The organism is Bradyrhizobium campsiandrae (assembly GCF_014529705.1).
GTDB classification, from domain to species: domain Bacteria; phylum Pseudomonadota; class Alphaproteobacteria; order Rhizobiales; family Xanthobacteraceae; genus Bradyrhizobium; species Bradyrhizobium campsiandrae.
In genome coordinates this window covers 22,021-48,810 of record NZ_JAANIH010000066.1, presented here as the reverse complement: position 1 = coordinate 48,810, position 26,790 = coordinate 22,021, and the positions used below count along the sequence as shown (strand labels likewise).

At 64.2% G+C, this 26,790-nt stretch carries 20 protein-coding genes, 1 tRNA gene and 1 pseudogene; 7 read left to right on the top strand and 15 right to left on the bottom strand.

Features of this window, described 5'->3' with window-relative positions:
* Positions 1 to 300 precede the first annotated feature (300 nt).
* Positions 301 to 2,340, bottom strand: coding sequence for a ParB/RepB/Spo0J family partition protein (locus G8O24_RS34285; RefSeq protein WP_006022513.1), 2,040 nt, complete (start codon positions 2,338 to 2,340; stop codon positions 301 to 303).
* A 354-nt stretch (positions 2,341 to 2,694) separates the two neighbouring features.
* Between G8O24_RS34285 and mobF the strand changes: the two genes are divergently transcribed.
* The 4 genes and pseudogenes from mobF to G8O24_RS34265 form a co-directional block, all read left to right on the top strand.
* Positions 2,695 to 5,424 carry a MobF family relaxase gene (gene mobF, locus G8O24_RS34280; RefSeq protein ID WP_006022512.1) on the top strand — a complete coding sequence of 910 codons (2,730 nt, stop codon included), beginning with the start codon at positions 2,695 to 2,697 and terminating at the stop codon, positions 5,422 to 5,424.
* A 378-nt stretch (positions 5,425 to 5,802) separates the two neighbouring features.
* Complete coding sequence (locus tag G8O24_RS34275) at positions 5,803 to 6,081, top strand: toxin-antitoxin system TumE family protein (RefSeq protein WP_006022510.1); 279 nt, start codon at positions 5,803 to 5,805, stop codon at positions 6,079 to 6,081.
* A 3-nt stretch (positions 6,082 to 6,084) separates the two neighbouring features.
* Entirely contained in the window at positions 6,085 to 6,432 is a 348-nt protein-coding gene (locus G8O24_RS34270; protein WP_006022509.1) for an HVO_A0114 family putative DNA-binding protein, read from the top strand.
* Positions 6,433 to 6,507: 75 nt separating this feature from the next.
* Positions 6,508 to 7,599, top strand: a pseudogene (locus tag G8O24_RS34265) (recombinase family protein); the annotation flags it as partial.
* A gap of 555 nt (positions 7,600 to 8,154) precedes the next feature.
* On the opposite strand, the gene G8O24_RS34260 reads toward G8O24_RS34265, so the two are convergent.
* The 3 genes from G8O24_RS34260 to G8O24_RS34250 all read right to left on the bottom strand — a co-directional run bounded on the left by G8O24_RS34260 (position 8,155) and on the right by G8O24_RS34250 (position 9,585).
* Positions 8,155 to 8,231, bottom strand: a tRNA-Arg gene (locus tag G8O24_RS34260).
* Positions 8,232 to 8,380: 149 nt separating this feature from the next.
* Positions 8,381 to 8,869 carry a hypothetical protein gene (locus tag G8O24_RS34255; protein WP_188106946.1) on the bottom strand — a complete coding sequence of 163 codons (489 nt, stop codon included), beginning with the start codon at positions 8,867 to 8,869 and terminating at the stop codon, positions 8,381 to 8,383.
* Between the two features lie 158 nt (positions 8,870 to 9,027).
* A complete protein-coding gene (locus G8O24_RS34250; RefSeq protein ID WP_188106945.1) occupies positions 9,028 to 9,585 on the bottom strand; it encodes a hypothetical protein in 558 nt (185 codons plus the stop codon).
* A gap of 151 nt (positions 9,586 to 9,736) precedes the next feature.
* On the opposite strand from G8O24_RS34250, the gene G8O24_RS34245 reads away from it, so the two are divergent.
* Entirely contained in the window at positions 9,737 to 10,123 is a 387-nt protein-coding gene (locus G8O24_RS34245) for a VOC family protein (RefSeq protein ID WP_188106944.1), read from the top strand.
* 37 nt (positions 10,124 to 10,160) lie between these two features.
* Here G8O24_RS34245 and G8O24_RS34240 read toward each other — a convergent pair whose 3' ends face one another.
* A complete protein-coding gene (locus G8O24_RS34240) occupies positions 10,161 to 10,658 on the bottom strand; it encodes a hypothetical protein (protein WP_188106943.1) in 498 nt (165 codons plus the stop codon).
* Between the two features lie 261 nt (positions 10,659 to 10,919).
* Here G8O24_RS34240 and G8O24_RS34235 point away from each other — a divergent pair, with 261 nt between their 5' ends.
* Positions 10,920 to 11,273: a GrlR family regulatory protein gene (locus G8O24_RS34235; RefSeq protein ID WP_188106942.1), complete on the top strand. Its 354-nt coding sequence runs from the start codon at positions 10,920 to 10,922 to the stop codon at positions 11,271 to 11,273.
* Between the two features lie 8 nt (positions 11,274 to 11,281).
* On the opposite strand, the gene G8O24_RS34230 is transcribed toward G8O24_RS34235, so the two are convergent.
* From G8O24_RS34230 to G8O24_RS34190, 9 genes are all read right to left on the bottom strand, one after another.
* Positions 11,282 to 13,969 carry a PAS domain S-box protein gene (locus G8O24_RS34230; protein ID WP_188106941.1) on the bottom strand — a complete coding sequence of 896 codons (2,688 nt, stop codon included), beginning with the start codon at positions 13,967 to 13,969 and terminating at the stop codon, positions 11,282 to 11,284.
* Positions 13,970 to 14,059: 90 nt separating this feature from the next.
* Positions 14,060 to 14,974: a DMT family transporter gene (locus tag G8O24_RS34225; protein WP_188106940.1), complete on the bottom strand. Its 915-nt coding sequence runs from the start codon at positions 14,972 to 14,974 to the stop codon at positions 14,060 to 14,062.
* A 79-nt stretch (positions 14,975 to 15,053) separates the two neighbouring features.
* Positions 15,054 to 15,848, bottom strand: a complete 795-nt coding sequence (locus G8O24_RS34220) for an NUDIX hydrolase (protein ID WP_188106939.1) — start codon at positions 15,846 to 15,848, stop codon at positions 15,054 to 15,056.
* 4 nt (positions 15,849 to 15,852) lie between these two features.
* The gene (locus tag G8O24_RS34215) at positions 15,853 to 16,806 is read right to left on the bottom strand and encodes a dihydrodipicolinate synthase family protein (protein ID WP_188106938.1); all 954 of its coding nucleotides are present in this window, start codon (positions 16,804 to 16,806) and stop codon (positions 15,853 to 15,855) included.
* A gap of 29 nt (positions 16,807 to 16,835) precedes the next feature.
* Positions 16,836 to 17,714, bottom strand: coding sequence for an SDR family oxidoreductase (locus G8O24_RS34210; RefSeq protein WP_188106937.1), 879 nt, complete (start codon positions 17,712 to 17,714; stop codon positions 16,836 to 16,838).
* A 179-nt stretch (positions 17,715 to 17,893) separates the two neighbouring features.
* Positions 17,894 to 18,754, bottom strand: coding sequence for a MaoC family dehydratase (locus G8O24_RS34205; protein ID WP_188106936.1), 861 nt, complete (start codon positions 18,752 to 18,754; stop codon positions 17,894 to 17,896).
* A gap of 206 nt (positions 18,755 to 18,960) precedes the next feature.
* The gene (locus G8O24_RS34200; RefSeq protein WP_036011139.1) at positions 18,961 to 19,350 is read right to left on the bottom strand and encodes a Zn-ribbon domain-containing OB-fold protein; all 390 of its coding nucleotides are present in this window, start codon (positions 19,348 to 19,350) and stop codon (positions 18,961 to 18,963) included.
* Positions 19,350 to 20,507 (bottom strand): thiolase family protein, encoded by a 1,158-nt coding sequence (locus G8O24_RS34195; protein ID WP_188106935.1) that lies wholly within the window; start codon positions 20,505 to 20,507, stop codon positions 19,350 to 19,352. The genes G8O24_RS34200 and G8O24_RS34195 overlap by 1 nt, the downstream gene beginning before the upstream one ends.
* 374 nt (positions 20,508 to 20,881) lie before the next feature.
* Positions 20,882 to 24,373 carry an indolepyruvate ferredoxin oxidoreductase family protein gene (locus G8O24_RS34190; RefSeq protein WP_188106934.1) on the bottom strand — a complete coding sequence of 1,164 codons (3,492 nt, stop codon included), beginning with the start codon at positions 24,371 to 24,373 and terminating at the stop codon, positions 20,882 to 20,884.
* A 282-nt stretch (positions 24,374 to 24,655) separates the two neighbouring features.
* On the opposite strand from G8O24_RS34190, the gene G8O24_RS34185 reads away from it, so the two are divergent.
* Complete coding sequence (locus G8O24_RS34185) at positions 24,656 to 25,867, top strand: cytochrome c (protein WP_188106933.1); 1,212 nt, start codon at positions 24,656 to 24,658, stop codon at positions 25,865 to 25,867.
* A gap of 123 nt (positions 25,868 to 25,990) precedes the next feature.
* On the opposite strand, the gene G8O24_RS34180 is transcribed toward G8O24_RS34185, so the two are convergent.
* Positions 25,991 to 26,635, bottom strand: a complete 645-nt coding sequence (locus tag G8O24_RS34180; RefSeq protein WP_188106932.1) for a trimeric intracellular cation channel family protein — start codon at positions 26,633 to 26,635, stop codon at positions 25,991 to 25,993.
* Between the last annotated feature and the right edge of the window lie 155 nt (positions 26,636 to 26,790).

The following is a 26,790-nucleotide window of genomic DNA, read 5'->3' as shown; positions in this document are numbered from 1 at the left end:
CCTCGCTGGTGAACGCCAGGGCGTCGACGCCTGCTTTACGCTGATCTGGTCCCGCCGCAACGGCGACTGATCCGACTGGATTGATGTGCCGCATCGCCTTCGGAACGGATTCACGGGCGCCGGCCACAACGCGCCTTCCCCTTATTAGTCTTGAGCGGAAAGTGTCTGGCTTTCCACAATGCGCCGGTCGTGGGCGTGAGCATCATGAGCTTGGCCGCGCGCCATCAGGCGCGCGGCCAAAAACTTTCGACATCCTTGCGATGAGAAGCCGGGACCGCGTGGCGGTCCCGGCCGTGCCGATTACTCGGCGGCGGCGGAATACGCGTCAGGGTTTGTCTCCGTGACGAGATCGGCCTGTGGCTGCTCTGTACACTCCTGCGCGGTTCGCGGTGTCCGCATCAGCACGGGCAGCCAGCCGGTTGCGATCACCAACTGTTCGGCAGCTTCCGCCATGTCCTGCTTCTTCATGTCCGCCATCCGGTCAGCGGCCTCGATACCGACGGCTTCCCGCACGGCGGCAAGAATGTGCGGCTTGGTGACCCGACCGAAATAGGTCCGCGCGGTCGGTATCCAATGCGCGGTCATGTCGAGCGACACGGCCTCCGCCAGCCTGTCCGCCGTTGCCATCGCCCGGCGCCTGCGCTCCGTCGGCAGTTTTACAGCGTTGACCGTGAGCGCTGCGCAATGCGCGAACAAAGCCATGCGGCTGTCAGGGTCCAACTCCACGATAAACGTCCAGAGGCCACACACGTCGCGGGGCATCTGCGCCGCCCAACGGGCGTGGTGATCCGCCCATGCCTTCCCCGCTTTGGTATCCTCGATACCATCCGCATGGGAAGCCAGCATTGTGCTTGCGGGGCGGATATCGAGAGCGTGGGCGTCCGCGCCGCGATAGAAGATTTGCGCCGACAGCGCATGGGTGACAGCGACGACGGCGATCTCCGGCTGCTCGCTCAGAGCGAGGCGAAGCCCGAGGGTGCGGAGCGCGGTGAGATCGCGGATCAGGATGTCCGACAGCGGCTTGTGATCGTCGGCGTCCTCGTCCTCCCCTTCCAAATTCCCACTCCGGGCCATACCGTTCGGGACTGTTCCGCCGTCGTCATCGAGGGTGCCATCCTCCTCGCCCTCGTCGCTCGCGTTCACTGCCTCCGTGTCTGGCTTCTCGTCCTCGGCTCTTACAAAACCGCGCTCGATGCGCACGGTGCCGTCATGATTGAGGATGACAAAGGCCCCGCAACGGGCAATGTCGGCGGGATTGTAGGCCTGACGCTTGGCCTCAAGACGCTCGATCTCGGCCTCAAGCTCGCCGAAGCGTGCATCGACCTCATCAGGCAGTTCCTCGTCGCTTTCATGCTGGGCCGTCAGGCTGTCGAACTCGCACCTGACGGCGTCCAGAGCGGCCTGATCTTCCGCCGACAGTTCTACCGCTTGCGGATAGGTCCGACGCAGCCCGTGGCTGTGGGGGAAGTCCAGAAAGACCTGCGCCCATTTCCAGCCCTCAGCCTCCATCAGGGCGTTGGCCTCGCGCCCAAGCTTCGCCACGACCAGCATATCGAGAAGCGCCACGTCCTCGAAATAGCCGCCGCGATCCTCGGTGAAGAGGTCGCGCAGGATCGTGCCGCCCACTTCTGTATACTTTTCCGCGCCGACAAAGATCGCGCGGCGATCCGTGGCGGCTACATTAGTTTCGGTCAGCAAGCGGCGGATCGTGCTGGCGTCCCGGTTATGGGATAGCCGCTCGTAGGCGGCCTCCTGCCGGGCATGGTCCTCGGTGATGGCAAAGGCCATCAACTGGTCGAGCGCCAGATCGCCGTCGCGGTAGACTTGCATCAGCTTGGGCGAGACAGCACCCAAGCGCAGGCGCTGCCGCACTACGTGAGGTGTCACGCCGAACCGGGCAGCAATCTCCTCCGCACCGAAACCGCGTTCGTCCGCGAGCTTCTTGAAGGCCTCGAACTGGTCGGCGGGATGCATGTTTTCCCGGGTGACGTTTTCGTCGAGGCTGATTTCGTGCGGATCGTTGGCGGTGTCGATGACGCAACGGATCGGCTCGGTCTTCTTGATCTCCTTGCGCTTGACACGCAGAAGCTGCGCCAGCCGGCGGCCTTCGCCGATGGTGACAAAATAGAACCCGGTGGCCGCGCCACCCGCATCCAGTTCCGGCTCGACGACAAGGTTTTGCAGGATGCCCTTCGCGGCGATGCTGGCCGCATAGGCCTCAATCGACGCCTCGCTGTGCGGCGTCTTGCGGGCATTTTTCGGGGATTTCTTGAGCTTGTTGAGCGGAATGAAACGCTCAGTCCCGCTCTCGACAACGGTTTCGACATTCTTGGCAGACATGATCTTGCTCCTTTGAGCTTGGGTTGCAGCGCTGCGCTGCACCCCTGCCTCGCGGCGAGCAGCGGGGTAGCAAGGGCAAGAGAACTCTTCGGCACCGTGGAATAAATGGAGGGGCCCCGGCTTTCGGGGAGGAGGCCGTTTATGCCGCGAAAGGCCGAAGAATTTTCTTGTCCCGCGCGAGGGCGGAGCCATTAGCAAACCGGCAGGAGCATCTGGCGAGTGCCGGGAAAACGGGATGCACTGTTCTTCCGCGTTTCTGGATTCTGAGTAGAAACAGCAATCGTCGGGCCAGAATCCAATTCCTTCCCCGGAAAACGCGGCATCGAAGTGGCCTCGATTCTGGAGACCGCGTCAGTGGTTGCAACGTGGAATGTTGCGGCGTCCAGCGCCTATTATGTGCGCGGCGCCGAATACTATCTTGGCAGCCGAGAGCCGGAGGGCGTCTGGTATGCGCCGCGCGGCGACCTCGGCCGGCGGGATGCAGCAACGGTCCAGCGACAAGAATTCGCCCGCCTCTATGAAGGGCTCGGCGAGAACGGGCAGTCGCTCATCACCAACTCAGGCGGCAAGGCGATTCGGCGTGTCCCCGCCTTCGACCTGACATTTTCCGCGCCGCGCTCGGTGTCGCTGGCGTGGGCATTCGCGGATGAGGATCTGCGGCGCAACCTCGAAGCTGCCCAGGAGCGCGCCGTCCGTGCCACCCTTGCCACGATCGAGCAGGAAGCCATATACGCGCGCCGCGGCAAAGATGGCGCATACGTCGAAAAGGTCGCGCTGACGGCCGCGTTGTTCCAGCACGGCGAAAGCCGACCGGCGGAGCATGCCGATGGTCGCCTCTTCGGTGATCCGAACCTTCACACCCATGCCGTCGTCCTGAACATGGCGACACGCGCCGACGGCACGGTGGGTGCACTGCATTCCACCGTCTTGCGCGACTGGAAGATGGCGGCCGGCGCTGTCTATCATGCCGCCCTCGCAAACGAGATGACCGATCTCGGCTTCGGCATCGATCGTGTCGGGCGGAACGGCACGTTCGAGCTGGCCGGCATCGGCGACCAAGCCATCACCTATTTTTCTGCGCGGCGGCAGGAAATCGAAAAGGAGCTGGCGGAGGCGGGCACGACCAGCGGTTCATCGGCTGCGCTGGCCTCCGCTGTCGCCAAATCAACGCGCCACGCGAAAGAGCTGGACGCTGATCGCGAGACCGTCTGGCGTGAGGCGGCGCAATCGGCCGGTCTTGACGGTGATATCCGCGCGGCGCTCCAGCAGCGATCTGCCCGGGAGTTTGTCGTCGGGGATGCCGGGCGCATCTTCGCCGAGCGGGTGGCGACATTGCCGGCAGAATTGACGCAGCATGAAAGCGTCGTCGACCGCCGCGAATTGGTTCGCTCCGTTCACGCGGCAAGTGTCGGGCTCGGCCTGCCACTGTCGCGGGTTGACGGGGAGGTCGATCAGCTTGTCACCTCCGGGACATTCGTCGAAATCGGCCGCGATGCTATCGGTCAGGTGCGCTATTCGACGCCGGAGATGATCGCGATCGAGCGTGATCTGGTTGCGACCGCCTCAAGACTGGCTGACCGGCGCGGGGTCGGGATCGATCCTGCCGACATCAAGGCGCGAAGCGCTGCGCAAGGGTTGAGCGCCGAACAGACCTTCGCCGCTGAAGCCGCAACCGGCCCAAACGCCATCGTCGTCATCGAAGGCGCGCCCGGCTCAGGCAAGACCACGACGCTCGCGCCGATCGTCGGGGCCTATCAAGCGGCGGGGCATCGCGTCATCGGCACGGCCACCGCCTGGCGTGTCGCCCGCGCCATTCAGCAGGACCTGAACATCGAAGCGCGGGCCACCGCGTCCTGGGTCGAACGCCTCAAGAAGGGCGAGCGCTTCCTTGACGACAAGTCGGTTCTCATCGTGGATGAAGCCGGCCTTCTGTCCTCGCGGGAGATGCATGCGCTGCTGTCGGAGGTCGAACGCGCGCAAGCCAAGGCGATCCTCGTCGGCGATCGCCGGCAATTGCAGGCGATCGGCGCGGGCCCGGGCCTCGATCTCGTCGTTCGCAGTGTCGAGGCCACGCGCGTTGACACCATTGTCCGCCAGCGTGACGCCTGGGCGCGGCAGGCCGTGACGGATTTTGGCACGGGTCGGGCCAATGAGGCGCTTGACGCATTCCAGGCGCACGGCTGCTTCGAAGAAGCTCCCACCTACCGGGCTACGCTGCAGCGGATCGTCGAACTCCGGAACCATGCAAGAGCCGAGCATCCCGACAGCTTCACCCTCCTGATCGCCCGGACCAACAAGCAGGTCGCGGATATCTCGCGGGCGGTTCGCGCTGAACTCAAACGTGAGGGCGTCATTCACAGCGCGGAAGCCAGCGTCGAGGCGGTCACGCCATCGGGTCAGACAACCCGCATCGAAATCGCGGCCGGCGACCAAATCCGCTTCCAGCTCCGCAACGATCAGCTTGGTGTCGTCAACGGCACGGTTGCGACCGTGACCGCCGTCCATCCCGATCCGTCGAAAGAACCGAGTACGCCCGGCAACATCCGCATTGAGGCGGTCATCGACAGGCGCCGCATCAGCTTTGTTCCCGCCGACATCGCCGACGAGCGCGGGCGAGCCAGGCTCGGCTGGGCCTACGCAAGCACCGTGCACGGCGCGCAGGGCATGACCGTCGATCGGGCGGTCGTCCTGCTCGATCCCCGGTTCGATCGCCATGCCGCCTATGTAGCCGCAAGCCGCGCCCGCGACGAAACCCGGCTCGTCGTCGATCGCTCCCAGATAGAGGCGCTTCTTTCTTCCCGTCTGCCGCTGGATCGCACACAGCAGGCCGAACCCGCATCCGCGGAAGACCGGCGCGCGCAGCTCGCCGGGCGATTGTCCAGCGGACACACCAAGACGTCGACGATCGCCGTGATCGAACAGGCCGCTCTCCCGGTGAAACATGCCGACCGACTTCACAGCCGGCCATCGGCAGATCGGGCGATGCAGCCGCCCACAAAGCCACCTGCCGCGCAGGAGGCCGCCCGCGCCGCTCCGCGATCCAGCGCGCGCACACCTGACCGCGGGTTGGAATATGGCCGTTGAGCGGAAAGCGGCTCGCCCACCGCGGCGGCCGGCGACAGGGCGACGAAGAAATCTGGACAAGGAGGCCGGCTGGTCGGTTGAATTCGAGATCGACCGCTCTCTTCGCGTTTCCGACGCCGAGATCCAGGTGTTGGAAACCTGGCTCGGCAAGCAACTGGATGCGCTGTTTGGGGGTGCTCGCTCACCACGAAGCGGCACCGCCGTGCCCGATGAGCCGATGAACCCTCTAATACGGAAGCGGGGATGACGCCCGATGGGCTGCATGGGTCCCAGGACGGCGATACTTCCACTCGCGGAAAACAAACAAATCCGTCGGAATTGTCAGATCTTGATGTATTCATTGACATCACGAGTCTTTTGATGTAAGAATTTCCATCAATGGCCAAAGCGCGCAAGATCACGCGAACCCGGCTTGTCGTCAGCCCCGGCTTCGCCGAACTGGTTGTGTGGGAAGTTCCCGAGCCCATCTCGGGCAGTCCGCACAAGTACAAATACCGGCTCGCCTATGTGGTGAACGGCGTCTGCCGCGTGCGTTACGACAATGAGCGCGGCAAGGGCGATCATCGCCACCTGGATGGCAAGGAAAGCCCTTATGCGTTTCGTGGTCTGGAGCGGCTGCTGGCGGATTTTTGGCGCGACGTGAATAAACGGAGATAGAGCATGCGGACGGTTATCCTGGGCGTCGAGACACAAAACGACCTGACGCGCCGCATCCTGGCGACTGCGCACGGGCAGCGTAAGGCTGGCGACGACCGAATTTCATTCGAGAGTGTCAGCGACCTTTGGCGGGTGCTGGCGCCCAAGCGCATGGAGATCGTGCGCGCGATGACCGGAGCCGGCCCGCTGACGATCCGGGAGGTCGCGCGTCGGGTCGATCGAGACTTCAAGGGGGTTCATTCCGACGTGACGCTGCTGCTGGGCGCGGGGATTTTGGAGCGGACGGAACGTGGGGGCGTTGAATTTCCCTATGACCGCGTTCATGTGGAATTTGACTTGATGGCGGCGTGACGTCCCCGCCCGATCAATAGTAAGATTGAAACAGCGCGATCACGCGAAATCGCGCGAGACCGTAGAGATTTGTCAATGACCCAGAACTTGCAATCAAGAACAAGTCTTGCCGCAACGGACTGTCCCGCGCCGTTGAGAGCCGCTGTTTATCTGCGGGTCTCGACCGGGCGGCAGGCGGAGGGCGAGGTGTCGATTCCTTCGCAGCGCGACTTGACCACGCGTCATTGTCTGTCGAGCGGCTGGACTGTCGTCGATGAGTATGTCGAGCCCGGGGCCAGCGCGACCGACGATCGGCGGCCTGTGTTTCAGGCGATGCTGGAACGGGCCTGTGACGCAGATCATCCTTATGATGTCATCGTCGTGCATTCCTTTTCGCGGTTTTTCCGCGACGGGGCCACGATGGAGTTGACGATCCGCAAGCTTCGCCGTCACGGCGTTGAGGTCGTCTCGATGACGCAGCCGACTGGCACCGATCCGTCGCAGGAGATGATGCGCCAGATCATCGGCATCTTCGACGAGTACACCTCGAAGGAAAACGGCAAGAACGTCACGAGGGCGATGAAGGAGAACGCCAAACAAGGGTTCTGGAACGGCGCTTCAGCTCCGCTCGGTTACTCCATTGTCGAAGCCGAGCGGCGGGGGCAGAAAATCAAGAAGCACCTGGCCGTCGAGCCCGTCGAGGCCGAGACCGTCCGGCTCATCTTTCGCCTCTACGCGGAAGGTGACACCAGGACCGGCACCCCACCGCTCGGCATCAAGCAACTGGTCAAATGGCTCAACGGACGTGGTTATCGGACCAAGGCGGGCGGGACCTTTGGCGTCGGTCCCGCGCACCATATCCTGACCAACACCGTCTATGTTGGCCGCTGGCGTTACAATGTTCGGTCCGCCAGGACGGGCGAATGTAAACCCGCCTCGGAAATCGTCGAGATCGCAACTCCCACCATTGTCGAGCAAGACCTGTTCGATCGCGTCCAGGCCCGCCTCGTGGCCAATAATCCCAAGGTCACAGCCCCGCGTGTGGTCACTGGTCCGATCCTTCTGACCGGACTTGCCAAATGTGCTCATTGCGGCGGGGGGATGACGCAGCGGACCGGAACCTCCAGCACGGGGCGCATCTACGCCTATTACACCTGCGCCAGCCGTGCGCAGAAGGGACCAACGGCCTGTCGGGGGAACACGATCCGGATGGCTTTCCTGGATGATCTGGTTCTGACGGCGCTCAAGGAGAACATGTTCACGCCCGAGCGTCTGACCGAACTGCTCTCCGCGATTGCCGCCCGGCGCCGGGAACGCACCGCCGCCGTTGATCGCCGCCTCGCTTCGTTGAAATCCCAGGTCGTCGATGCCGAAGATCGCCTCAAGCGGCTCTATCGCGGAATCGAGGAGGGCATCGTCGAACTCGACGATCTTCTTCGCGAGCGAATCGTCGAACTCAAAGCCGACCGCGAGAAGGCTCAAGCGGCCTATGACCACGCAGCATCGCAAGCGCTGCCATCGGCCAGCATTGACCCTGAAAAGGTTGCTGCGTTCAGCAATCTCATGACCGATCTCCTCGATAATGGCGAAACGCCCGCGCGCAAGGCGTATCTGCGCACGCTGATCGGCGCTATCATTGTCGGTGACAAATCGGTGAAAATCGTCGGCAGCAAGGAAGCCGTCAGAGCGGCTATTCTCGGCAAACCCAGCCCCCTCCAAAACGTTCGTGGTTTGGGACCGGAATGGCGCGCTCGGAAGGATTCGAACCTCCGACCCTCGGAATCGAAATCCGATGCTCTATCCAGCTGAGCTACGAGCGCCCTGGCCCCAGGTATTGGGCCGAAACCCGAACTGCCGTGGTTTTGCGCTGGCAGGCCAGCCCATCGAGTTCGGACCGGTCCGAATTAGCAGAGAGGTCAGACAATAAAAAGCCCCCTCAACCTTATTCGAGGCGCGGAGGAAGGCGTTGTTACCAAGTCGTGTTGAACAGGCCGAAATGCGGCTGCTGTGCCACCAGCATCATCGGCTGGCCACGCTGCGGCGCAGGACGGGCCCGGGCCACCTTGCGCTTGGGCTGAGCCGGCGCCTGGACCTGCGGAGCCTGGGTCTGGGCAAGCTGAGCCTGCGGCTTGGCATCGGCTTTCGGAGTGAACTGGGCAAATGTCTCGCGCACCCGGGACTTCGCCGACAGGTCGGCCAGCGGGTCCGCCTGCGTCGGCGGCTGAGGGGTGGCGGCGGCCGCTGTCTTCACCACAGGCGCTGCGATGGTGGGCTGGCTGGTATCGAGCACCACACGCTCAGGCAGATGGCGATCGGACCGAATCCGGATCAGCGGCTGGTCATAGCCCGCACTCGCAACAGCCTGCACGGCCGGGGATGCCGGCCAAACCAAACCCGCCGCGAACAACAGTGCGAGCAGTGCTCCACCGACGAACATGAAATACCGAAAGATGGGCATTGGCCACGCTCCGCCCGCCGCACCCGCGCGTGGGCTTTTCGCCTCAACCGGCGATCCTTCAATTGGTTCCTGCGCCCAGCCCTCAGGTTCAAATGGCAACGCCAACAATTTGGCCAAGGGGCGACCATGGTAACTTTTCCGATAGCCGAATGCGGCCCCTAGGCGCGCCGCGCCGTGACCAGCGAACACTTCGCCTGATCGGCGTTCACGTTGACAAATCCGACCGGGATTCGCGCAAAGGTCTTGCGGCTTTTCATGCCGACGATGTCGGCCAGAACGCGACTGCGGTCAGTCAGATGGCTGCCGTCGCGTCGCGTGAAAGCGCAGACGATCTCGACATCCCTTACGGCATAGTCATTGTCATTTCGCACGGTGAAGGTCACGAGTGCCTTCGCGCCGAGCCCACCGCGGCGCCAAGTCTGCGACGAGATCCTCAGCCCGTCGAGGCCGGCAGCCTGGATCGCGGAGGAGGTATCGGAGGCGCTCGCCGGGGCAGCTGGATCGATGCTTGCCAGCGCCAGTCTCACCGGCTGGGTCTGCGCGACGTTGCCCTGGGAAGGCGGCATCAGCAACCAGACCGCGCTGCCAACGACGATCGCGGCCAGCAGCCACAGCACGCCACGCTTGAACCAGATCTTTGCGGACCCGGGGCGCGGCCAACCCTCGCCATTCCTGACGAAGCTTCCCAGTCCAATCCGGCCAGACCCTGCGTTCATGGCTGCGCCACCCGCCTCCTCCCTCAATCCACGAGACGCACCAAGGTTCCCGCGACCGTGCCAATCTTGGACGGGACCGCAGTAGCGATCGTCGATCGGGGCCGCTAACATGCGCTGCCACATCGCCAAGCCCCTATTGGGAGGAATTGAAATGCCTGTCGTCGTCACCTGGGATCACGTCCATCTGCGCAGCCCCGATCCGGAAGCGACCGCGGCTTGGCTACGGGATATCCTCGGCGGCGAGATCGTGCGCGCACCGGGGCGGATAGACGTGAATCTCGGTGGGGCGAAGATCTTCATCGCGCCGCTGCAGGGCGACAGCGCCGTCAGCCCACCACCCCCGCACCCGCACCAGGGCCTCGACCATTTCGGCCTGACCGTGAAGGACATCGACGCCGTCGCCGCCGAGATCAAGGCCAAGGGCGTGACGTTCACGCGCGAGCCGACCACGATCCGACCCGGCGTCCGCATCTGCTTCATCCGCGGGCCCGAAGGCATCTCCATCGAGCTGCTCGAACGCGACAAGAAATACACCTGACACGGACGATTGGCGCGCCGGGAGGCTTACTGCCGCGCTAGGTCATGCTACCGGGCATAAAGCAGCGGATGGTGACGCCCATATAGCCGTAGATCGGCCATACCATGGTACGTCCAACCCGGTTGGGCTCCGAGATCACGGCCTCCTCGGGCACGTCGACCCAGACCAGCTCCTGCTCCTTGCCTTCGATGACATAACCGAGGCGCGGGATGCGGACACGATAGTGCCCATCCTTGCTCTCCCAATCGGAGTCCGAGATCGCGGAGCCGTCGGCATCGGAGCAGCATGGCCCCTTGCCGCTGCGCAAGCCGTCGAACCAGGCCTTCAGCTCGGCGCTGGTGTTGACGAACTGGCCGCGGTCGCGTGCGTGCCCGAGGGGGGCCACCGCCGCGATCAGGGCCAGCGCACAAGCAAGACCTGCCGCGCTGCGCCAGCGTGTCGGACGGCCAGTCCGCCGTCGTTGTTTACTAAAATTGGTGGGACGCGCACTGTACAGATGCGGCTCATCGCCGCCGGAATTGATCCAGTTGCTCACGTTCGTCTTGCTCCAGCACCCCGCGGCCAGTGCAACAATGGTTATGCATTTCGCGGGCCAACTCTGATTCGCAACGACTGGCCCCACTGCATGATCAGACAGTCATTTCAGCGTCACACACAAGCCGGGACGATTACGGTTCGCCTGCCGTCACGGGGGCATCGCCGCCGCCAAAACTGCCGCGTTGCGCGGGGAGTTGCGCTTTGGCATAAAAGCTCACCGGTTACGCCATTGGGCGATGGCGGCCGGCCTCGGGACGTTATGAAGAACGGCCTCTATTCGATTCACGTGAGCCTGCTCGATGGTCGAACAGGCAAGGGCAGCGGCGTGATTCTTTTTCGCGACGGCAAGATTCTTGGCGGCGATGCCTACCTCTATTACACCGGCAGCTACGTCGTGAAGGACGACCACAGCTTCAAGGGCGAGGTGCTGGTGCAACGGCACACTTCGCCGCGCGGCGATGACAATCCGCTGTTCGGTGGCCCTGCCCCGGTCGGTATCGGCGTCAGCGGGACCTACACGGACACCCGCGCGGAAATGACCGGCACCGCGCTAGTCGGCAAGGCCAGTCTGATTTTCGGCGCCACCCTGCACAAGCTCGTAGACGTCGATTAGCCACAGATCTATTCGGCAGCCTGCTCCAGCGGCGCGGTGCGCGGCAGGATGATCTGGATGCGCGTGCCGCCGCCCGGTTCGGAATCGAGGTCCAGCCGCCCACCGAGCCGGTTGGTGACGATGCTGTAGACGATGTGCAGTCCAAGACCGGTGCCGCCCTGGTCGCGCCGTGTCGTGAAGAACGGATCGAAGGCACGGCGACGCACGTCGAGCGACATGCCGCAGCCATTGTCGGAGACGATGATCTCGACATTGTCCTTGCCGGACTCGCGCACCCGGATGTCGATGACGCCCGCGCGTCCATCCGGGAAAGCGTGTGCCACGGAATTCAGGAACAGATTGGTCAGCACCTGGCCGTACGGACCGGGATAGCTGTTCATGGTCAGGTTGGGCTGGCACTCCACGTTGAGGGTCAGGTTCTGCTTGCGCAGGCCCGGGCGCAAGCTCATCACGACCTGCTCGGTGAGGTCGGCGAGGTCGAAGGTGCGCTGGTCCGAATAATTGCGGTCGGCCGCAACCTGCTTGAACGACTGGATCAGTTCGGCCGCGCGGTTGAGATTGGAGACGAGCTGTGAGGACGCATCGCGGCTGGTGTTGAGATAGTCGTTGAGCGTCGAGCGGCGAAGCTCGCCGCGCTCGACCTCGGCGCTGAACATCGCCGTCTTGCGCTCCAGCGCGGAGGCGACAGTCAGGCTGATGCCGACGGGATTGTTGACCTCATGGGCGACGCCGGCGACGAGGCGCCCGAGGGCGGCGAGCTTTTCCGCCTCGATCAGCGAGGCCTGGGTTTCGCGCAGATTGCGCAGCGCGGTTTCGGCGGCGTCCTTGGCCTTGCGCATCTCCTGCTCGCCGCGCTTGCGTTCGCCGATGTCGAGCGCCACGGTGACGATCCGTTCGATCTCGCCCTCGGCATCGAGCAGCGGCAGCTTGTTGACCAGCCATTGCCGCATGTTGCCGGAAGCGTCCTGGTACTCCTCCTCGTAGAAACCCAGCCCCTTTCGCAGGGCCAGCACGCGCTTGTCGTTCTCGTCGGTCTTTGCCGCGCCATAGCGCGACATCAGATCGGCGGTGGTGTGGCCGAGCGCCTCGCCAGGCTCGATGCCGAAGATGCCGGCCATATAGCGGTTCATCAGAACGTAGCGCAGGTCGCGGTCCTTGACGTTGATGACCGCGGGTACCGTGTCGATGACCTGCTGGAGCAGGCGCCGGCCTTCGGCGATGGCGTCTTCCGCCCGTTTCTGGTCGGTGATGTCGCGCAGCGTGCCCTCATAGCGGACGATCCTGCCCTGCTCGTCCCGCACGCCGGTTGCGCTGTCGGAAAGCCAGAGAATGTTGCCGCTGCGCTGGCGTACCTGATACTCGAACTCGCGCACCATGCCGTCGCGGTGCATCAGCCGCTGATATTCCTCTCGGGCCTCGGGATGGACGTAGATGGTATGGGCGATGTCGTTGATGCTGTCGATCAGGTGTTGTGGGCTGTCATAGCCCATCATCCGCGCCAGTGCCGGATTGGCGTTGAGCAGATCGCCCGCAGGCGTCGTCACGTAAATGCCGTCGACCGAGCCCTCGAACAGTTTTCGATAGCTCTCTTCGGCCAGCCGCTGCTCGGTGAGCGCACGTACCGCCGCCTCGCGGGCCGTATCGGCCTCCTCCAGCGCGCGACGGAACACCTCGGCGGCGCGTGCGATATCGCCGATCTCGTTGTCGAGATCGGCCGAGGGGATCGAGGTCCTTTTCTCGCCCGCCGCAAGCGCACGGATGGAGCGCGCGATCTGGGCGAGCGGACGCACCGTCCGCCGCACCACGAAGCCGGCGGCGAGGATGCCGATCAGCACGCCCATGCTGCCGAGCACGATGCTCTGCCAGCGCGCCTCCGCAAGCGTGCGGGCGAAATCGCGCGACAGCACATGGCCGCGGCGGTCGCTGACGTCGCGAAGCAATTCGGTGACGCGGCCGATCAGCCGGCCCTCGGTGCCCAGCACCTCCCGGTCGATATCGGCGATCTGCCGTTCGCGGACGGCGACCGCGATGAGGGCATCGGCGTAGTTGTTCACGGCCGACTTCAAGCCGCTGTCCGCGATCTCCATGGCCCGCATGCTCTGCGCGGCTTGCTCGGCAGCGGACGGATTGCGCGCCAGCAGCCCGAGCGCAATCCGGCTCTGCGCCTCCGACAGGCGGGCGGCGAGTTCGCGGTCCCGGCTTGCGGAAACCGCTGCGTCGAACTGGTCGCGCAGCGGCGGCAGCCCGGCGAGCAACTGGGCGCGGCGGTCGATCAGGGTCGAGATCCGCTCCAGCCCGCTGCGATAGGTCGCAAGCCGCTCGGAGACGCCGTCGATCATGTCCTGCTGCTCGGGGGCAAGCTCGATGCGGGTCTTCTTGAGGAGGTCGCTCAAGGTCGAGGCGGCTTCCCCGACCTGCTTGAACTGGATGCCGGCGCCGGGATCGGTGACGAAGTCACGGGCAGCGAGCCGTAAATCGTTCATGCGGCGGTCGATATCTTCGGCCAGATCGCCGACGCTTTGCAGCCGCTGCAGCTCGGCGAAGGTCGCATCGATATGCCGGATCGCGATCACGCTGGCGGTCGAGGTGACGATGATCACCGCCAGAACCAGGATGAAGCTGCCGAACGTCATCTGGCCGATCGACAGCGAAAACGATCGCTTCGGCGGCGAATTCGGTGGCGTTTCGACGGGCATTGGGGCGGAACCGGACTCCATATGAACCCAATATACGCCGTCTCGCCCCCTGGGGGGAACATGCCTCCGACCTCCGGAACGGCCTGTTTTTCATGATGGTTTAGCGACAGCCGGCCGCCGTGCCGGGATCGTCATGGCGGCCACCCCGAGGACGACGCAGGCAAGGCCAATCCAGGCGGTCCGGCTCAGGGTCTCACCCAGGATAGCGACGCTGATCGCAACCCCGATTGGAACGCGCAAATAAGCCTGGGCCGTGGTGCCGACCGAGCCGAGCGTCTGGATCAGGCGGAAATAGATCGCGAACGCCGCCGCGGTCGAGAAGGTCGCAAGCGCCAGCAGCGCCAGGACCGAGCTCAGCGAAGGCGACAGCGTCCAGGGTTGCTCGAGCGCGAGCGAGGCCGGGATCAGCGCGGCCGCTCCCGCCAGCAGCGAGCCGGCGGCGGGCGCCATGGGATCGAGGCCTTTGAAGCTGCGGCCGAAGATCGCGGCGCAGGCGTAACAGATGGTGGCGGCGACGATTGCGGCTTCCGCAACGAGGCCGCGTCCGATGTCATGGAACGCATCGACGCCAACGATCAGGAGGATGCCGGCCATGCCCGCGACCACGCCGAACAGTTTTCGCGGGGTGGTCGCTTCGTGGCGGGTGACGATGGCGGTGAGCAGGAAGGTGAAGATGGGCCCGGCCGAATTGAGGATGGTCGCGAGCGCGGCATCGACGTGGCGCTCGCCCCAGGCGATCAGGGTCCAGGGGATGACGCTGTTGAGCACGGCCTGGAACGCGAAGCGCTGCCAGGTCGGCCCATCCGTTGGCATTCTGATGCCCCTCGCCCGCATGACGACGAGCAGCAGCAGGCCCGCCACCGTCGTGCGCGCGGCGATCAGCGTCACCGGCGGGATGGTGGCGACGCCGAGCTTGATGAAAGTGTAGGAGCCGCCCCAGAGCGTCGCCAGCGCGACCAGCAGCGCCAGCTCGACGGCGATGTTGGTGTCCTGCCTGGTATCCATGACGCGCCCCGTCCTTTCCACGACGGACGGAACCTAGCGCGTTGGCGCTCACCAATACTTCGTTGCGTGTCGAAGTGTATTAACCGACCGCACCCACCTCGAATACCTCGCCGTCATAGCCGGCTTCGCGGGGAATGCGGAGCTGTCGGCCGGTGTCGGTCTTGGTCATGACAGGCATCACCGTGACGATGGACATGCCTTTGGCATGGTCGAGTGCAGACTTCACCGTGGGCTGCTTCGCCAGCCGGATCAGATTGCGCGTGGTCGGGAACGGCAATTTGAAGCGGCCACTCTCGCCGCCTGCCACCGCCTCGCGTGCCGACAGCCAGATCGAGTCGGTCGACTCGCGGCCGTCATGGAGGCCGAGCTGGTCGGGCGGCGCGGCCGCGAGGAAAAACCAGGTATCGAACCGCTTGGGCATGCCCTCCGGCGTGATCCAGTGCGCGTAAGGCACCAGCGTGTCGAGCGCGAGCTGAAGGCCGTTGTCGGCCAAAATGCTGAGAAAGCTGGTCTTGTGCTCGTTCAGCGCAACGCGATGCGCGTCGGCGATCTCGCCGGCGCGCTTGGCATCAACCGGCGAGCCGGAGTCCTTGGAGCGCGCCAGCAGGATGCCGCTCTCCTCAAAGGTCTCGCGGATCGCGGCGATTCGGAAACCGCGCTCCGCTTCGCTCAAGCCCTCGCCGCCGGAATAGAATTCGGGGCGGGCAACGATCTCATTGTCACTGGCATCAACGCTGCCTCCGGGAAACACCAGCGCGCCCGAGTTGAACTCGATCTGATGATGGCGAACCATCATGAAGATCTCAACCTCCTGCGCGCCGTCGCGCAGGAGGAGGATCGTCGACGCCGGGCGCGATGGTGATGTCTCTGCCATTCAACTAGCCTGCAGCGCTGGATTGCGGGCCGAGATTGGCGCGCTTGTCGACGCGGGCAACGCGCGACAAGAGGTACTCGACCTCCGCCTTCGCCGCCGGCGTGATGGTGGCGCCAGGCTTGCGCTGGGCGCTAGAGGCGATGATGCCGCGTTTCTGCAGCACATATTTGCGCACGGCAAGGCCCGCACCCGGCTGCTGCTCGTAGCGGATCAGCGGCAGATGGGCGTCGAACAGATCATGCGCGGCGTCGCGCTTGCCGGCCTTGGAGAGGTTCACGACATCAATCAGCAACTCCGGGAACGCATAGCCGGTCATGGCGCCATCGGCGCCGCGCTCCATCTCGAAATCGAGGAACAGGCCGCCATTGCCGCAGAGGATCGAGAGCGGACGGAGCGAGCCGTCCTTCTGGAAGTTGCGGAGCGCCGAGATTTTCTCCAGTCCCGGCCAATCCTCGTGCTTGAGCATCACGCAGTTCGGATTGTCCATGACGATCTTGCGGATCACGGCCGGCGTGAACACCACCGACAAGGTCAGCGGATAGTCCTGAAGCACCCAGGGCACATCGGGGCCGATCGCCTCGGCCGCCTGTTTGAAATAGCCAACGATCTGGTCGTCGGTGCGCAAGCTCGGCGGCGGCGCAATCATGACGCCGGCCGCGCCTGCGTCCATCGAGGCCCTGGCCAGAGAGCGCATGGTGGCAAAGCCCGGCGCGGAGACGCCGACGATGACCTGCATCTTCTTGGCGCGCTTGACGTAGCGCACCGCCACCTGCTCGGCTTCAGTGGCATCGAGCTTCGGGGCCTCGCCGAGGATGCCCAGCACCGTGACACCGTCGCAGCCGACCTCCTCGTAGAAGTCGGTCAGGCGGTCGATCGAGCGCTCGTCGATCCGGCCGTCGTCGTGGAACGGCGTCGGCGCGATTGCGAAGGTGCCCTTGGCGTCGGCGGTCAGTTTCATCGTCGTCCTTGTTTCTCTCTGTCGTGTCGCTAGAACCGCCGCGCACCCATCTTGATTTGCTCCTCGGAGAAGAAGATCTCCTTGGCATGATCGACGATGTCCTGGGCGTTCCAGCCCGTATGCGGCGGTTTCCAGCCTTCCATTTCCATCATCCGCATTTCGCGCACGCCGCGGGGCCCGGACACGCCCAGCACCTTGCCGGTCTGATCGCCCGACAAATCGCTGACCATGTATAGCACGGCCGGCGCGATGCCGTCCGGCCCCAGCGCCGCGCCGGGGTTCTCCTTATAGCGGGGCAGGTCTGCGGTCATGCGGGTCAGGGCCCCCGGCGCCAGCGTCCAGATCCGGATGTTGTACTTGCGGCCCTCGATCGCGAGCACGTTGGAGAGGCCCCAGATGCCGCCCTTGGCCGCGCCGTAATTGGTCTGGCCGAAATTGCCGATCAGGCCCGAGGTCGAGGAGGTGTTGACGATGACGCCGCCGCCGTTTTCGCGCATCCAGCGAAACACCGGCATGGTGCAACAAAAGGTGCCCTTCAGATGCACCTTGATGACCTTGTCCCAGTCGGCCTCGCTGGCCTTGTGAAAGGTCTGATCGCGGAGAATACCCGCGTTGTTCACCAGAATGTCTGCGCGGCCGAAATGCTTGATGGCATCGTCAAACACCGACTGGCCGCCTTCCATGGTGGAGATATCGGCGCCGTTGGCGACCGCCTTGCCGCCCTCGGCCTTGATCGCGTCGACCACAAGCTGCGCCATCGATTTGTCGGCACCGGAGCCGTCCCGGGGACCGCCGAGGTCGTTGACGACGACCGCGGCGCCTTCCCGCGCGAACAGTTTTGCGTAGGCCTCACCGAGCCCCCCGCCCGCGCCGGTGATCAGCGCGACCTTGCCGTCGAGTAGTCCCATGGTGGCTTCTCCCTGTTTGTTTTTCTTACCTCGCCCCGCTTGCGGGGAGAGGTCGGATCGCCCTTGCGATCCGGGTGAGGGGGTACAGGCCTCACGACTGTCACAGGGCGTGGTGAGAGCCCCTCATCCCACCCTCTCCCCGTAAGAACGGGGCGAGGGAGACCACGGCCCGTGCGCTCCTATCCTAAGACCGTCTTGCCGTTCTTGATCACCGTCACCCCGCGCGACTTCACCTTGGCTTCGAACGAGACCACGTTGCCGTCCTTCCAGAGGTCCATGGTCACGGTCTCGCCGGGATAGACCGGCGAGGAGAACCGGGCGACGTGCTGGCGGAAGGCTGACGCATCGTAGTCGGCATAGGTCTGCAGCACGCCGCGGCAGGTGATGCCGTAGGTGCACATGCCGTGCAGGATCGGGCGCGGGAAGCCGGCCTTCCTGGCGAACTCGGGATCGGAGTGCAGCGGATTGCGGTCGCCGCAGAGGCGGTAGACCAGCGCCTGGTCAGGGCGCGTGACGATGTCGATGGTCTTGTCGGGGCTACGCGAGGGAATCTTGTGTGGGTCCGGCTGGATCAGGTTCGGCCCGCCAAAACCGCCGTCACCGCGGGCGAAGCGCGAGGCGACCAGCGTTGCCAGCTTCTCACCCTTCTCGTTCTTCAGCACGGTCTGGTGGCTGATGACGACGCCCTTGTCCTTGCCCTTGTCGTAGACTTCGAGCACCGAGGAATCGGCGGTGATGTTGGCCGCGACCGGCAGCGGCTGATGGAAGGTGATGTCGCGCTCGCCGTCGACCACCATGACGCGGTTGAGGTTCATCTCGCCAGGACCCGAGCCCCACGCTGCGACGGAGGCGAAGGTCGGCACCACCTTCAGCGGCCGCGGCGTGAACGTGCCCTCGTTGACGAAAGCGAGTTCGTTCTCATCCATCGGATCGGCGCCGAGACCAATGCCGTAAGCGTAGAGCATCACCTCGCGATCGGTGTAGGCATATTTCTGGCCGAGGTTTTTCAGGCCTTTCAGGTCTTCGTATCTGGCGGACATGTTGCTGGCTTCCTCCCGGTAGTTGTCTCAGCGAGCAGCGGCGCCCGTTAGTGTGCCCTCTCCCCTTGTGGGAGAGGGCTGCGAGAGCCGTGCAGCAAACTCGTTTGGGTGAGGGGTTGCTTCCGCACAGAAAGTTTTCCGTCGAGAAAACCCCTCATCCGGCGCTTCGCGCCACCTTCTCCCACAGGGGGAGAAGGGAATAACAACTACGCCACCGTAAAGAATGGCAGCGGTGCGCCGTCGGTCGGCTTGAACACCACCTTCACCTTCTGGCCGATCTTCAGCTTCTCGAGATCGCAGTCGACGAAATTGGTCTGCACCGACGGTCCCTCCTTCAGCGTCACGTAGCCGATCGCATAAGGACCGGTCGGCGATTTCCGCATCAGGCTGTAGGTGTAGATCGTGCCCTCGCCCGATGCCTGCTCCCACACCGTCTTGTCGGAATAGCAGAACGGGCAGATCGAGCGCGGGAAGTAATGCGCTTCGCCGCATGCGGTGCAGCGCTTGATCATGAACTTGCCCTCTTTCGCCGCGTCCCAGAACGCTGATGTCTCAGGGTTCGTGACCGGGGCCGGATACTTTTTCACTTCGCTCATCACACGCGCTCCAGAATGGCCGTCGAGGCGGCGTGGCGAACGCCCAAAAGGCCGCCGGTGCCGTGGGCGATAGCGAGATCGCAATTCGGAACCTGCACCTTCGGATGCGCCTCGCCGCGCAGCTGCCTGACGGCTTCGAGGATCTTGGTCATGCCACCACGGTTGACCGGATGGTTGCTGCACAGGCCGCCGCCATCGGTGTTGAACGGCAGCTTGCCGACGCCCGAGATCAGATTGCCGTCGGCGACGAACTTGCCGCCCTCGCCCTTCTTGCAGAAGCCGAGGTCTTCGAGCTGCATCAGCACCGTGATGGTGAAGCTGTCATAGATCGAGGCGTATTTGATGTCCTTCGGCGTGATGCCGGCTTCCTCGAACGCGCGCGGGCCGGACCAGACACCGGCCGAGTATGTGAGATCGAGATCCTTGCCGCCGCGCGGGCCCTTCATCGCCTCGCCATGGCCGATCAGGCGCACAAGTGGCTTCTTCAGGCTCCTCGCGATCTCCGGCGTCGTCACGATCAGCGCACCGCCGCCGTCGGAGACGACGCAGCAATCCATGCGATGCAGGGGATCGGAGATCATCGGCGAGTTCAAGACGTCCTCGACGGTGACGACGTCCTTGAGCATCGCATGCGGATTGTATTGGGCGTGATGCGAGGCCGCGACCTTGATCCAGGCGAGCTGCTCGCTGGTGGTGCCATAGTCGTGCATATGGCGCATGGCACACATGCCATAGGCATTGTGCGTGGTCGCGCCGTAAGCGGACTCGAAATCGGCCTCGGCACCGGCCGCGCGCGGCGGCATCACGCCGGTGCGCGGCTTGCCGGCGAGCGTGATGAGCGCGATCGAGCATTTGCCGGCCGCAATGGCTTCGGCGGCATGGCCGAGATGGATGATGTAGGAACAGCCGCCGGTCTCGGTGGAATCGACGTGGCGCAGCTTCTTGGTGTTGAGGCCGAGATAGTCGACCATCGGCCAGGCGCCGCCGGGCGCATCGCCCGCGCAGAAATAGCCGTCGACATCGTCCTTGCTGATCCCGGCATCCTCGATCGCCCCCTTGGCGACCTCGGCATGAAGCTGGGCGGTGGATTTGTCCGGCGCATGCCGGGTCGGGTGTTCGTAGATCCCGGCAATGTAGGCTTTGCCCTTAATGGTCAAAACAGAGGTCTCCGCTCGCGTTTCTTCTTCGCTCTTTTTTCTGAACCGCACCGGACGGATTGGCAAGCGCGGAAATATTCCGCCCTGCGGGTGCAGCGGGTGAGCGCAACTTCTCGCTTGCGGTGGCTAAAATCCTAAAGGTGTTTTGCCCGACGGCACAAGCGATTTTTCGCTTTCTGCGAAAACGGGCCGATCGATCGAAAACAACCCCATGCACAGTAGAACGGGGACTGATTTCAAAGAGAAATTTGTAGGGTGGGTTAGCGATAGCGTAACCCACCTGTTGCTTTCAACACGGTGGCGGAACGGTGGGTTACGCCTAGCGGTTTGCGCTTCGCGCAATCCGCAAGGCTAACCCACCCTACGAGACCGTTTTACTCCGCCGCGATCTGCCTTGGGGCCGGCGGCGGGTTGGCCAAATCAGCCGCGAGCTGCGCGTACCGCGCCTTGGCGTCAGCGACCGCCTTCTCCTTCACCGGGCCGTAGCCGCGGATGCGGTCGGGCAGCGAGAGGAGTTCGACCGCGGTGTCGTGCGTGACCGGCGACAACAGCCCGAGCACGGTGGCGACGTCCTTCTCGTAGCCCGCGATCAGGTCGCGCTCGAGCTTGCGGTCGGCGCTGCGGCCGAAGATGTCGAAGGGCGTGCCGCGCAGGAATTTGAATTTTGCCAGCACGCCGAACACCTTCAGCATCCACGGGCCGAAGGCGCGCTTCTTCGGGCGGCCGAGGGCGTCGACGCCGCTCGCCAAAATCGGCGGGGCCAGGTTGAAGCTGAAGGTGTAGTCGCCCTCGAACTGGTCCTGGAGCTGCTTTGCGAAGGCGCCATCGGTGAAAAGGCGCGCGACCTCGTACTCGTCCTTGTAGGCAAGCAGCTTTGCGTAGTTGACCGCGACCGCGCGCGGCAACGCATCGCCGTAGCCGCCCTTGACCGCGGCATCGCGGACCTGGTCGACCAGCTTACGATAACGTTTTGCGAGGCGGCCGTTCTGGTAGGCAGTGAGATGCTTGCTGCGATGCTCGATGATTTCGTCGAGCGTCATGGCGTCCAGCGTCCTGGGCGCGGCGACTTCGTCCGTTCCCTTCAGCATCTCGGCGAGACGCGCAGGGTTCGCGACCGCGAGGCGGCCGAGACGGAAGGCTTCCTTGTTCATCTTGATCGAGACGCCATTGATCTCGATGGCCTGCTCGATCGCTTCGGCCGACAGCGGAAACAGCCCCTTCTGATAGGCGTAGCCCATCATCATCATGTTGGTGGCGATGGCATCGCCGAGCAGCTGCTCGGCCGGCGTGGTAAAATCGAAGAAGACGGTGTCTTTGTGCAGCGCCGTCTCCAGCAGGCCGTTGAGCTTGCGGGTCTGGAAGTTGAAGTCGCGGTTGAGAACGAAATCGGCGGTGGGGATGACGTGGCTGTTGATGATGCCGCGGGTGCGGCTGGTATCACACAGCGAGATCGTGTCCTTGGCGACCGCGACCACCTCGTCGGCGGCGAGCACGACGTCGGCGGTGCCGGTGACGATGCGCGAGCACGTCACTTCGGCCGGATGGTCCGACAGCCGCACGTGGCTCAGCACTGCGCCGCCTTTCTGCGCCAGGCCGGACATGTCGAGGATCATCGAGGCCTTGCCTTCGATGTGCGCGGCCATGCCGAGCAGCGCGCCGATGGTGAGCACGCCGGTGCCGCCGACGCCGCCCACGGCGATGTTATAGGGCTTATCGAGCGTCGGCTTTGAAGCGGGCTCGGCGATCGCCCCGATGTCACCGAGATCGGCCGGCGCGCGGTGACGCGGCTTGCCGCCGTCGACGGTGACGAAAGACGGACAGAAGCCCTTCAGGCAGGAATAGTCCTTGTTGCAGGCGGACTGGTTGATGGCGCGCTTGCGGCCGAACTCGGTTTCCAATGGCTCGACCGAGATGCAGTTCGACTGCACCGAGCAATCGCCGCAGCCCTCGCAAACGGCCGGGTTGATCATGACCCGGCGCGCCGGATCCTCCATCAGGCCCCGCTTGCGGCGGCGCCGCTTCTCGGCTGCGCAGGTCTGGACGAACACGATCGCGGACGTGCCCTTGTATTCGCGGCACATCTTCATGACGTCCTGAAGCTCGTCACGATGGTGCAGTTTCACGCCCGGCGCGATGGTGCTGGCTGGATAAGCATCGGGATTTTCCGAGACCAGATAGATCTCGCGGATGCCCTCGGCGTGGAGCTGGAAGGTGATCTGCTGCGGCGAAAGATCGCCGTCGTGGCGCTGGCCACCAGTCATGGCGACCGCGTCGTTGTAGAGGATCTTGTAAGTGATGTTGGTCTTGGAGGCGACCGCCTGGCGGATGGCGAGAAGGCCGGAGTGGAAATAGGTGCCATCGCCAAGGTTGGCGAAGATGTGGTTCTCGTTGGTGAAGGGCGCGATGCCGACCCACGGCACGCCCTCGCCGCCCATATGGGTGAAGGTCTCGGTCGAGCGGTCCATCCACAAGGCCATGAAATGGCAACCGATGCCGGCCATCGCGCGGCTGCCTTCGGGAACTTTCGTCGATGTGTTGTGGGGACAGCCGGAGCAGAAGTAAGGGGTTCGGGAGACAGGCGCCGTGGGGATCATCTGGGACGCTTGGCGGCCGTTGAACCAGTCGGCCTTGGCGCGGAGCATCTCCGCGATCTCGGGGTTGAGATCGAGCTTGAGAAGTCGCTCGGTGAGCGAGGTCGCAAGCGAAGCGACGCTGAGCTCGGCGGCGAAGGTCAGGAAGCGCTTGTCGTGCTCGTCCATCTTGCCGACGATGCGCGGCCGCACGTCGTCGCGCCAGTTGAACAACACCTGCTTGACCTGATTCTCGACGATCTCGCGGCGCTCCTCGACGATGAAGATCTCCTCCAGGCCGACGGCGAATTGATGCACGCCCTCCGGCTCCAGCGGCCAGGGCATGCCGATCTTGTAGAGACGAAGCCCGATCTTGGCGGCGACCTCCTCGGTGATGCCGAGCTCGCGCAGGGCTTGCCGGACGTCCTCATAGCTCTTGCCCGAGGCCATGATGCCGAAGCGGGCGTTCGGCGAATCCATGGTGACGCGGTTGACCTTGTTGGCGCGGGCAAAGGCGATGGCGGCAAAGCCCTTGTAGTCCTGCAGGCGGCGGTCCTGCTCGAAGCGGTCGTCGGGCCAGCGCAGATTGAGGCCGCCGGGCGGCAGCTCGAAATCCGGGGGGATGATGAAGGGCTTCATCTCGTCGGTGAGGTCGATCTCGGCGGTGGTCTCCACCGTCTCCGTGATCACCTTCATGCCGACCCAGCAGCCGGAATAGCGCGACATCGCGATGCCTAAGAGGCCCATCTCGATCATCTCGTGGATGCTCGAGGGATAGAGATACGGCATCAAGGCCGAGATGAAGGCGTGGTCCGACTGATGCGGAACGGTGGAGGATTTGGCGCCGTGGTCGTCGCCGGCAAGGCACAGCACCCCGCCGTTCTTGGCGGAGCCGGCGGCATTGCCGTGGCGGAAGACGTCGCCGCAGCGGTCGACGCCGGGGCCCTTGCCGTACCAGATGCCGACCACGCCGTCGTATTTCGCGCCGGGCGAGAGGTTGAGCTGCTGCGAGCCCCAGACCGCGGTCGCCGCCAGATCCTCATTCACGCCGGGCTGGAATTTGATGTTGTACTGTTCGAGGTGCTTGCGGGCGGCGAAGAGCTGCTGGTCGTAGCCGCCGAGCGGCGAGCCGCGATAGCCGGAGATGAAGCCCGCGGTGTTCAGCCCATTGGCGCGGTCGCGGCGGATCTGGGCCATGGGCAGACGGACCAGCGCCTGGATGCCCGTGGTGAAGACGTGTCCTGTCTGCTGGGTGTATTTTTGATCGAGACTGATCGGACCCTGGTTGATGCCCATTCTTGTCCTCTTCCGCCCTTTTGGGCGTTTGGCCACTTAAGCCGTTGCCTGCCCGTTGTTTTCAGCTAGGGCGCGCCGACCACCGCCGCCACTCTATGTCGGATATTTAACGCTCCGCATCACAAATCTGGAGCTTCCGCGACGACGGGAAAAAAACGCAATTTCGTGGCCGGAAAGGCATTGGCGATTTTCAATTTGTGTCACCATACCCCTGTCGCCGCGAAACGACATGACGCCGTCACGATCCGGCGCTCGACGAATGGTCGCAGGAGAAGGCCTTTGATGCGGACGATTCTGGCTGTTGTGTTGTTGTGCAGTGCGGTTACGACGGCCGCTCTCGCCGCCGAGCCATCGCCCGAGCTGATCGCCTATGGCAAGACGCTGGTCGAGGCCGGCGACTGCGCGGGCTGCCACACCGCCGATCCCGCCAAGCCGTTTGCCGGGGGCAAGCGCATTGACACGCCGTTTGGCGCGATCTATGCGCCGAACCTGACCCCGGAGCGCGACACCGGCATCGGCGCCTGGACCGACGCTGATTTCACCCGCGCCTTGCGCTACGGCACCGCGCCTGACGGCTCGTTGTATTACCCCGCCTTCCCCTACCCCTATTTCACCCGCATGACCAAGGACGACACGCTGGCGATCCGCGCCTATCTCGGCACGCTCGCCCCCCTCGTCAGCCGCAACAAGCCGCCCGAGCTACGCTGGCCGCTGAATTATCGTCCCCTGATGCGGGCCTGGAATGCGCTGTTCTTCAAGCCCGGCCTGTTCGAGCCGGACCAGAGCAAGAGCGCGACGTGGAACAGAGGCGGCTATCTCGTCACCGGGCTCGGCCATTGCGGGGCCTGCCATACGCCCAAGAACTATTTTGGCGCGGACAAGACCGCGCAGGCGCTGTCGGGCAGCGAGCTCGATGGCTGGTACGCGCCGCGGCTCGACGGTGCCGCGCGGAGCGGGCTGCAATCGTGGAGCGCCGAGGACATCACCGAGTATCTCCAGAGCGGCCGCAATGCGAAGAGCCATGCCGGCGGTCCGATGGCGGAGGTGATCGTCAACTCGACCTCGAAGATGAGCGATGCCGATGTGCGTGCGATCGCGGTGTATCTGAAGGACCTGCCGCCGGTGCGACGCGAGCCGAAGGTGACACCGCCTGACGATGCCGAGATGAAAGCGGGCCAGGCGGTCTACGCAAAATTCTGCATCGCCTGCCATGAAGCCGACGGCTCGGGCGCGCCGCGCATCTATCCGCCCTTGCCGGGCAATGCGCTGCTGCAATCCATCAACCCCTCCTCGACCTTGCGCGTCATCCTCGACGGCGCCCACACCGTGACGACGCCGCGCGCCCCGAACACCGGGGAGATGCCTGGCTATGCCAAACAATTGTCGGACGCAGAGATCGCGGCGGTGACCAACTACATCCGCAATTCCTGGGGCAATGCCGGCCCGCTGGTGACACCGGCGCAGGTGGCGAAGGCGCGCGGACAGGGGCCGTAGTCAACGCTCCTTCTCCGTCATTGCGAGCGCAGCGAAGCAATCCAGAGTCCCTCCGCGGAAAGATTCTGCATTGCTTCGCTGCGCTCGCAATGACGACGTGGGTAGAGCTGTGGAAGAGAACGCCTAGCGTTCCTCATCCCCCGTGAAGACGAATTTCGGCATCTCCCATTTGTAGCGCACCGCGAGCAGACGAAAACTGATGCCGAGGACGAAGGTCAGGATGGTCCAGAGCTCGGCGTTGAGCTTCAGGCCGAACGCGGTGGCGTAGAATAACCCCGTCACCACCGAGACGCTGGCGTAGAGCTCGGAGCGAAACAAGAGCGGCACGTCGTTGCAGAGCACGTCGCGGAGCACGCCGCCGGCGCAGCCCGTCACCATGCCGGAGACGATGACGATCGGCAGCGAGGCATCCATCTGCCAGGCGATGTCGCAGCCGGTCATGGTGAAGACGACGAGCCCGATGGCGTCGAGCACGATGAAGGCAGTCTTCAGCCGGTGCACCAGTCGTGCGACCAGGATGGTGAGGAAGGCGGCACCGCCGGCGAGTGCGAGATAAACAGGGCTTTGCACCCAGACCAGCGGATAATGCCCGAGGAAGAGATCGCGCAGCGTGCCGCCGCCGAGTGCGGTGATGCAGCCGAGGAAGCAGACCCCCAACCAGTCCATGCTGCGGCGGCCGGCTGCGAGCGCCGCGGTCATGCCTTGCGCTGCCACCGCGACCAGCGAGAGGACATGCAGCACGCTATCGCTCGGCGGCAGGTTCCACATCGCCTTGTTTCCTTGCTTCCCCGATGGAACCGCTCACGGTTCCGACATCGACAGGTTCCCGATTCCGCGTCCGAGGGCAACATGCGACGAAAGCATAACGCGCGCGGAACAGAACCGCGCATCCACGGGTTGTCAGACCGCAATCAACGAGGAGA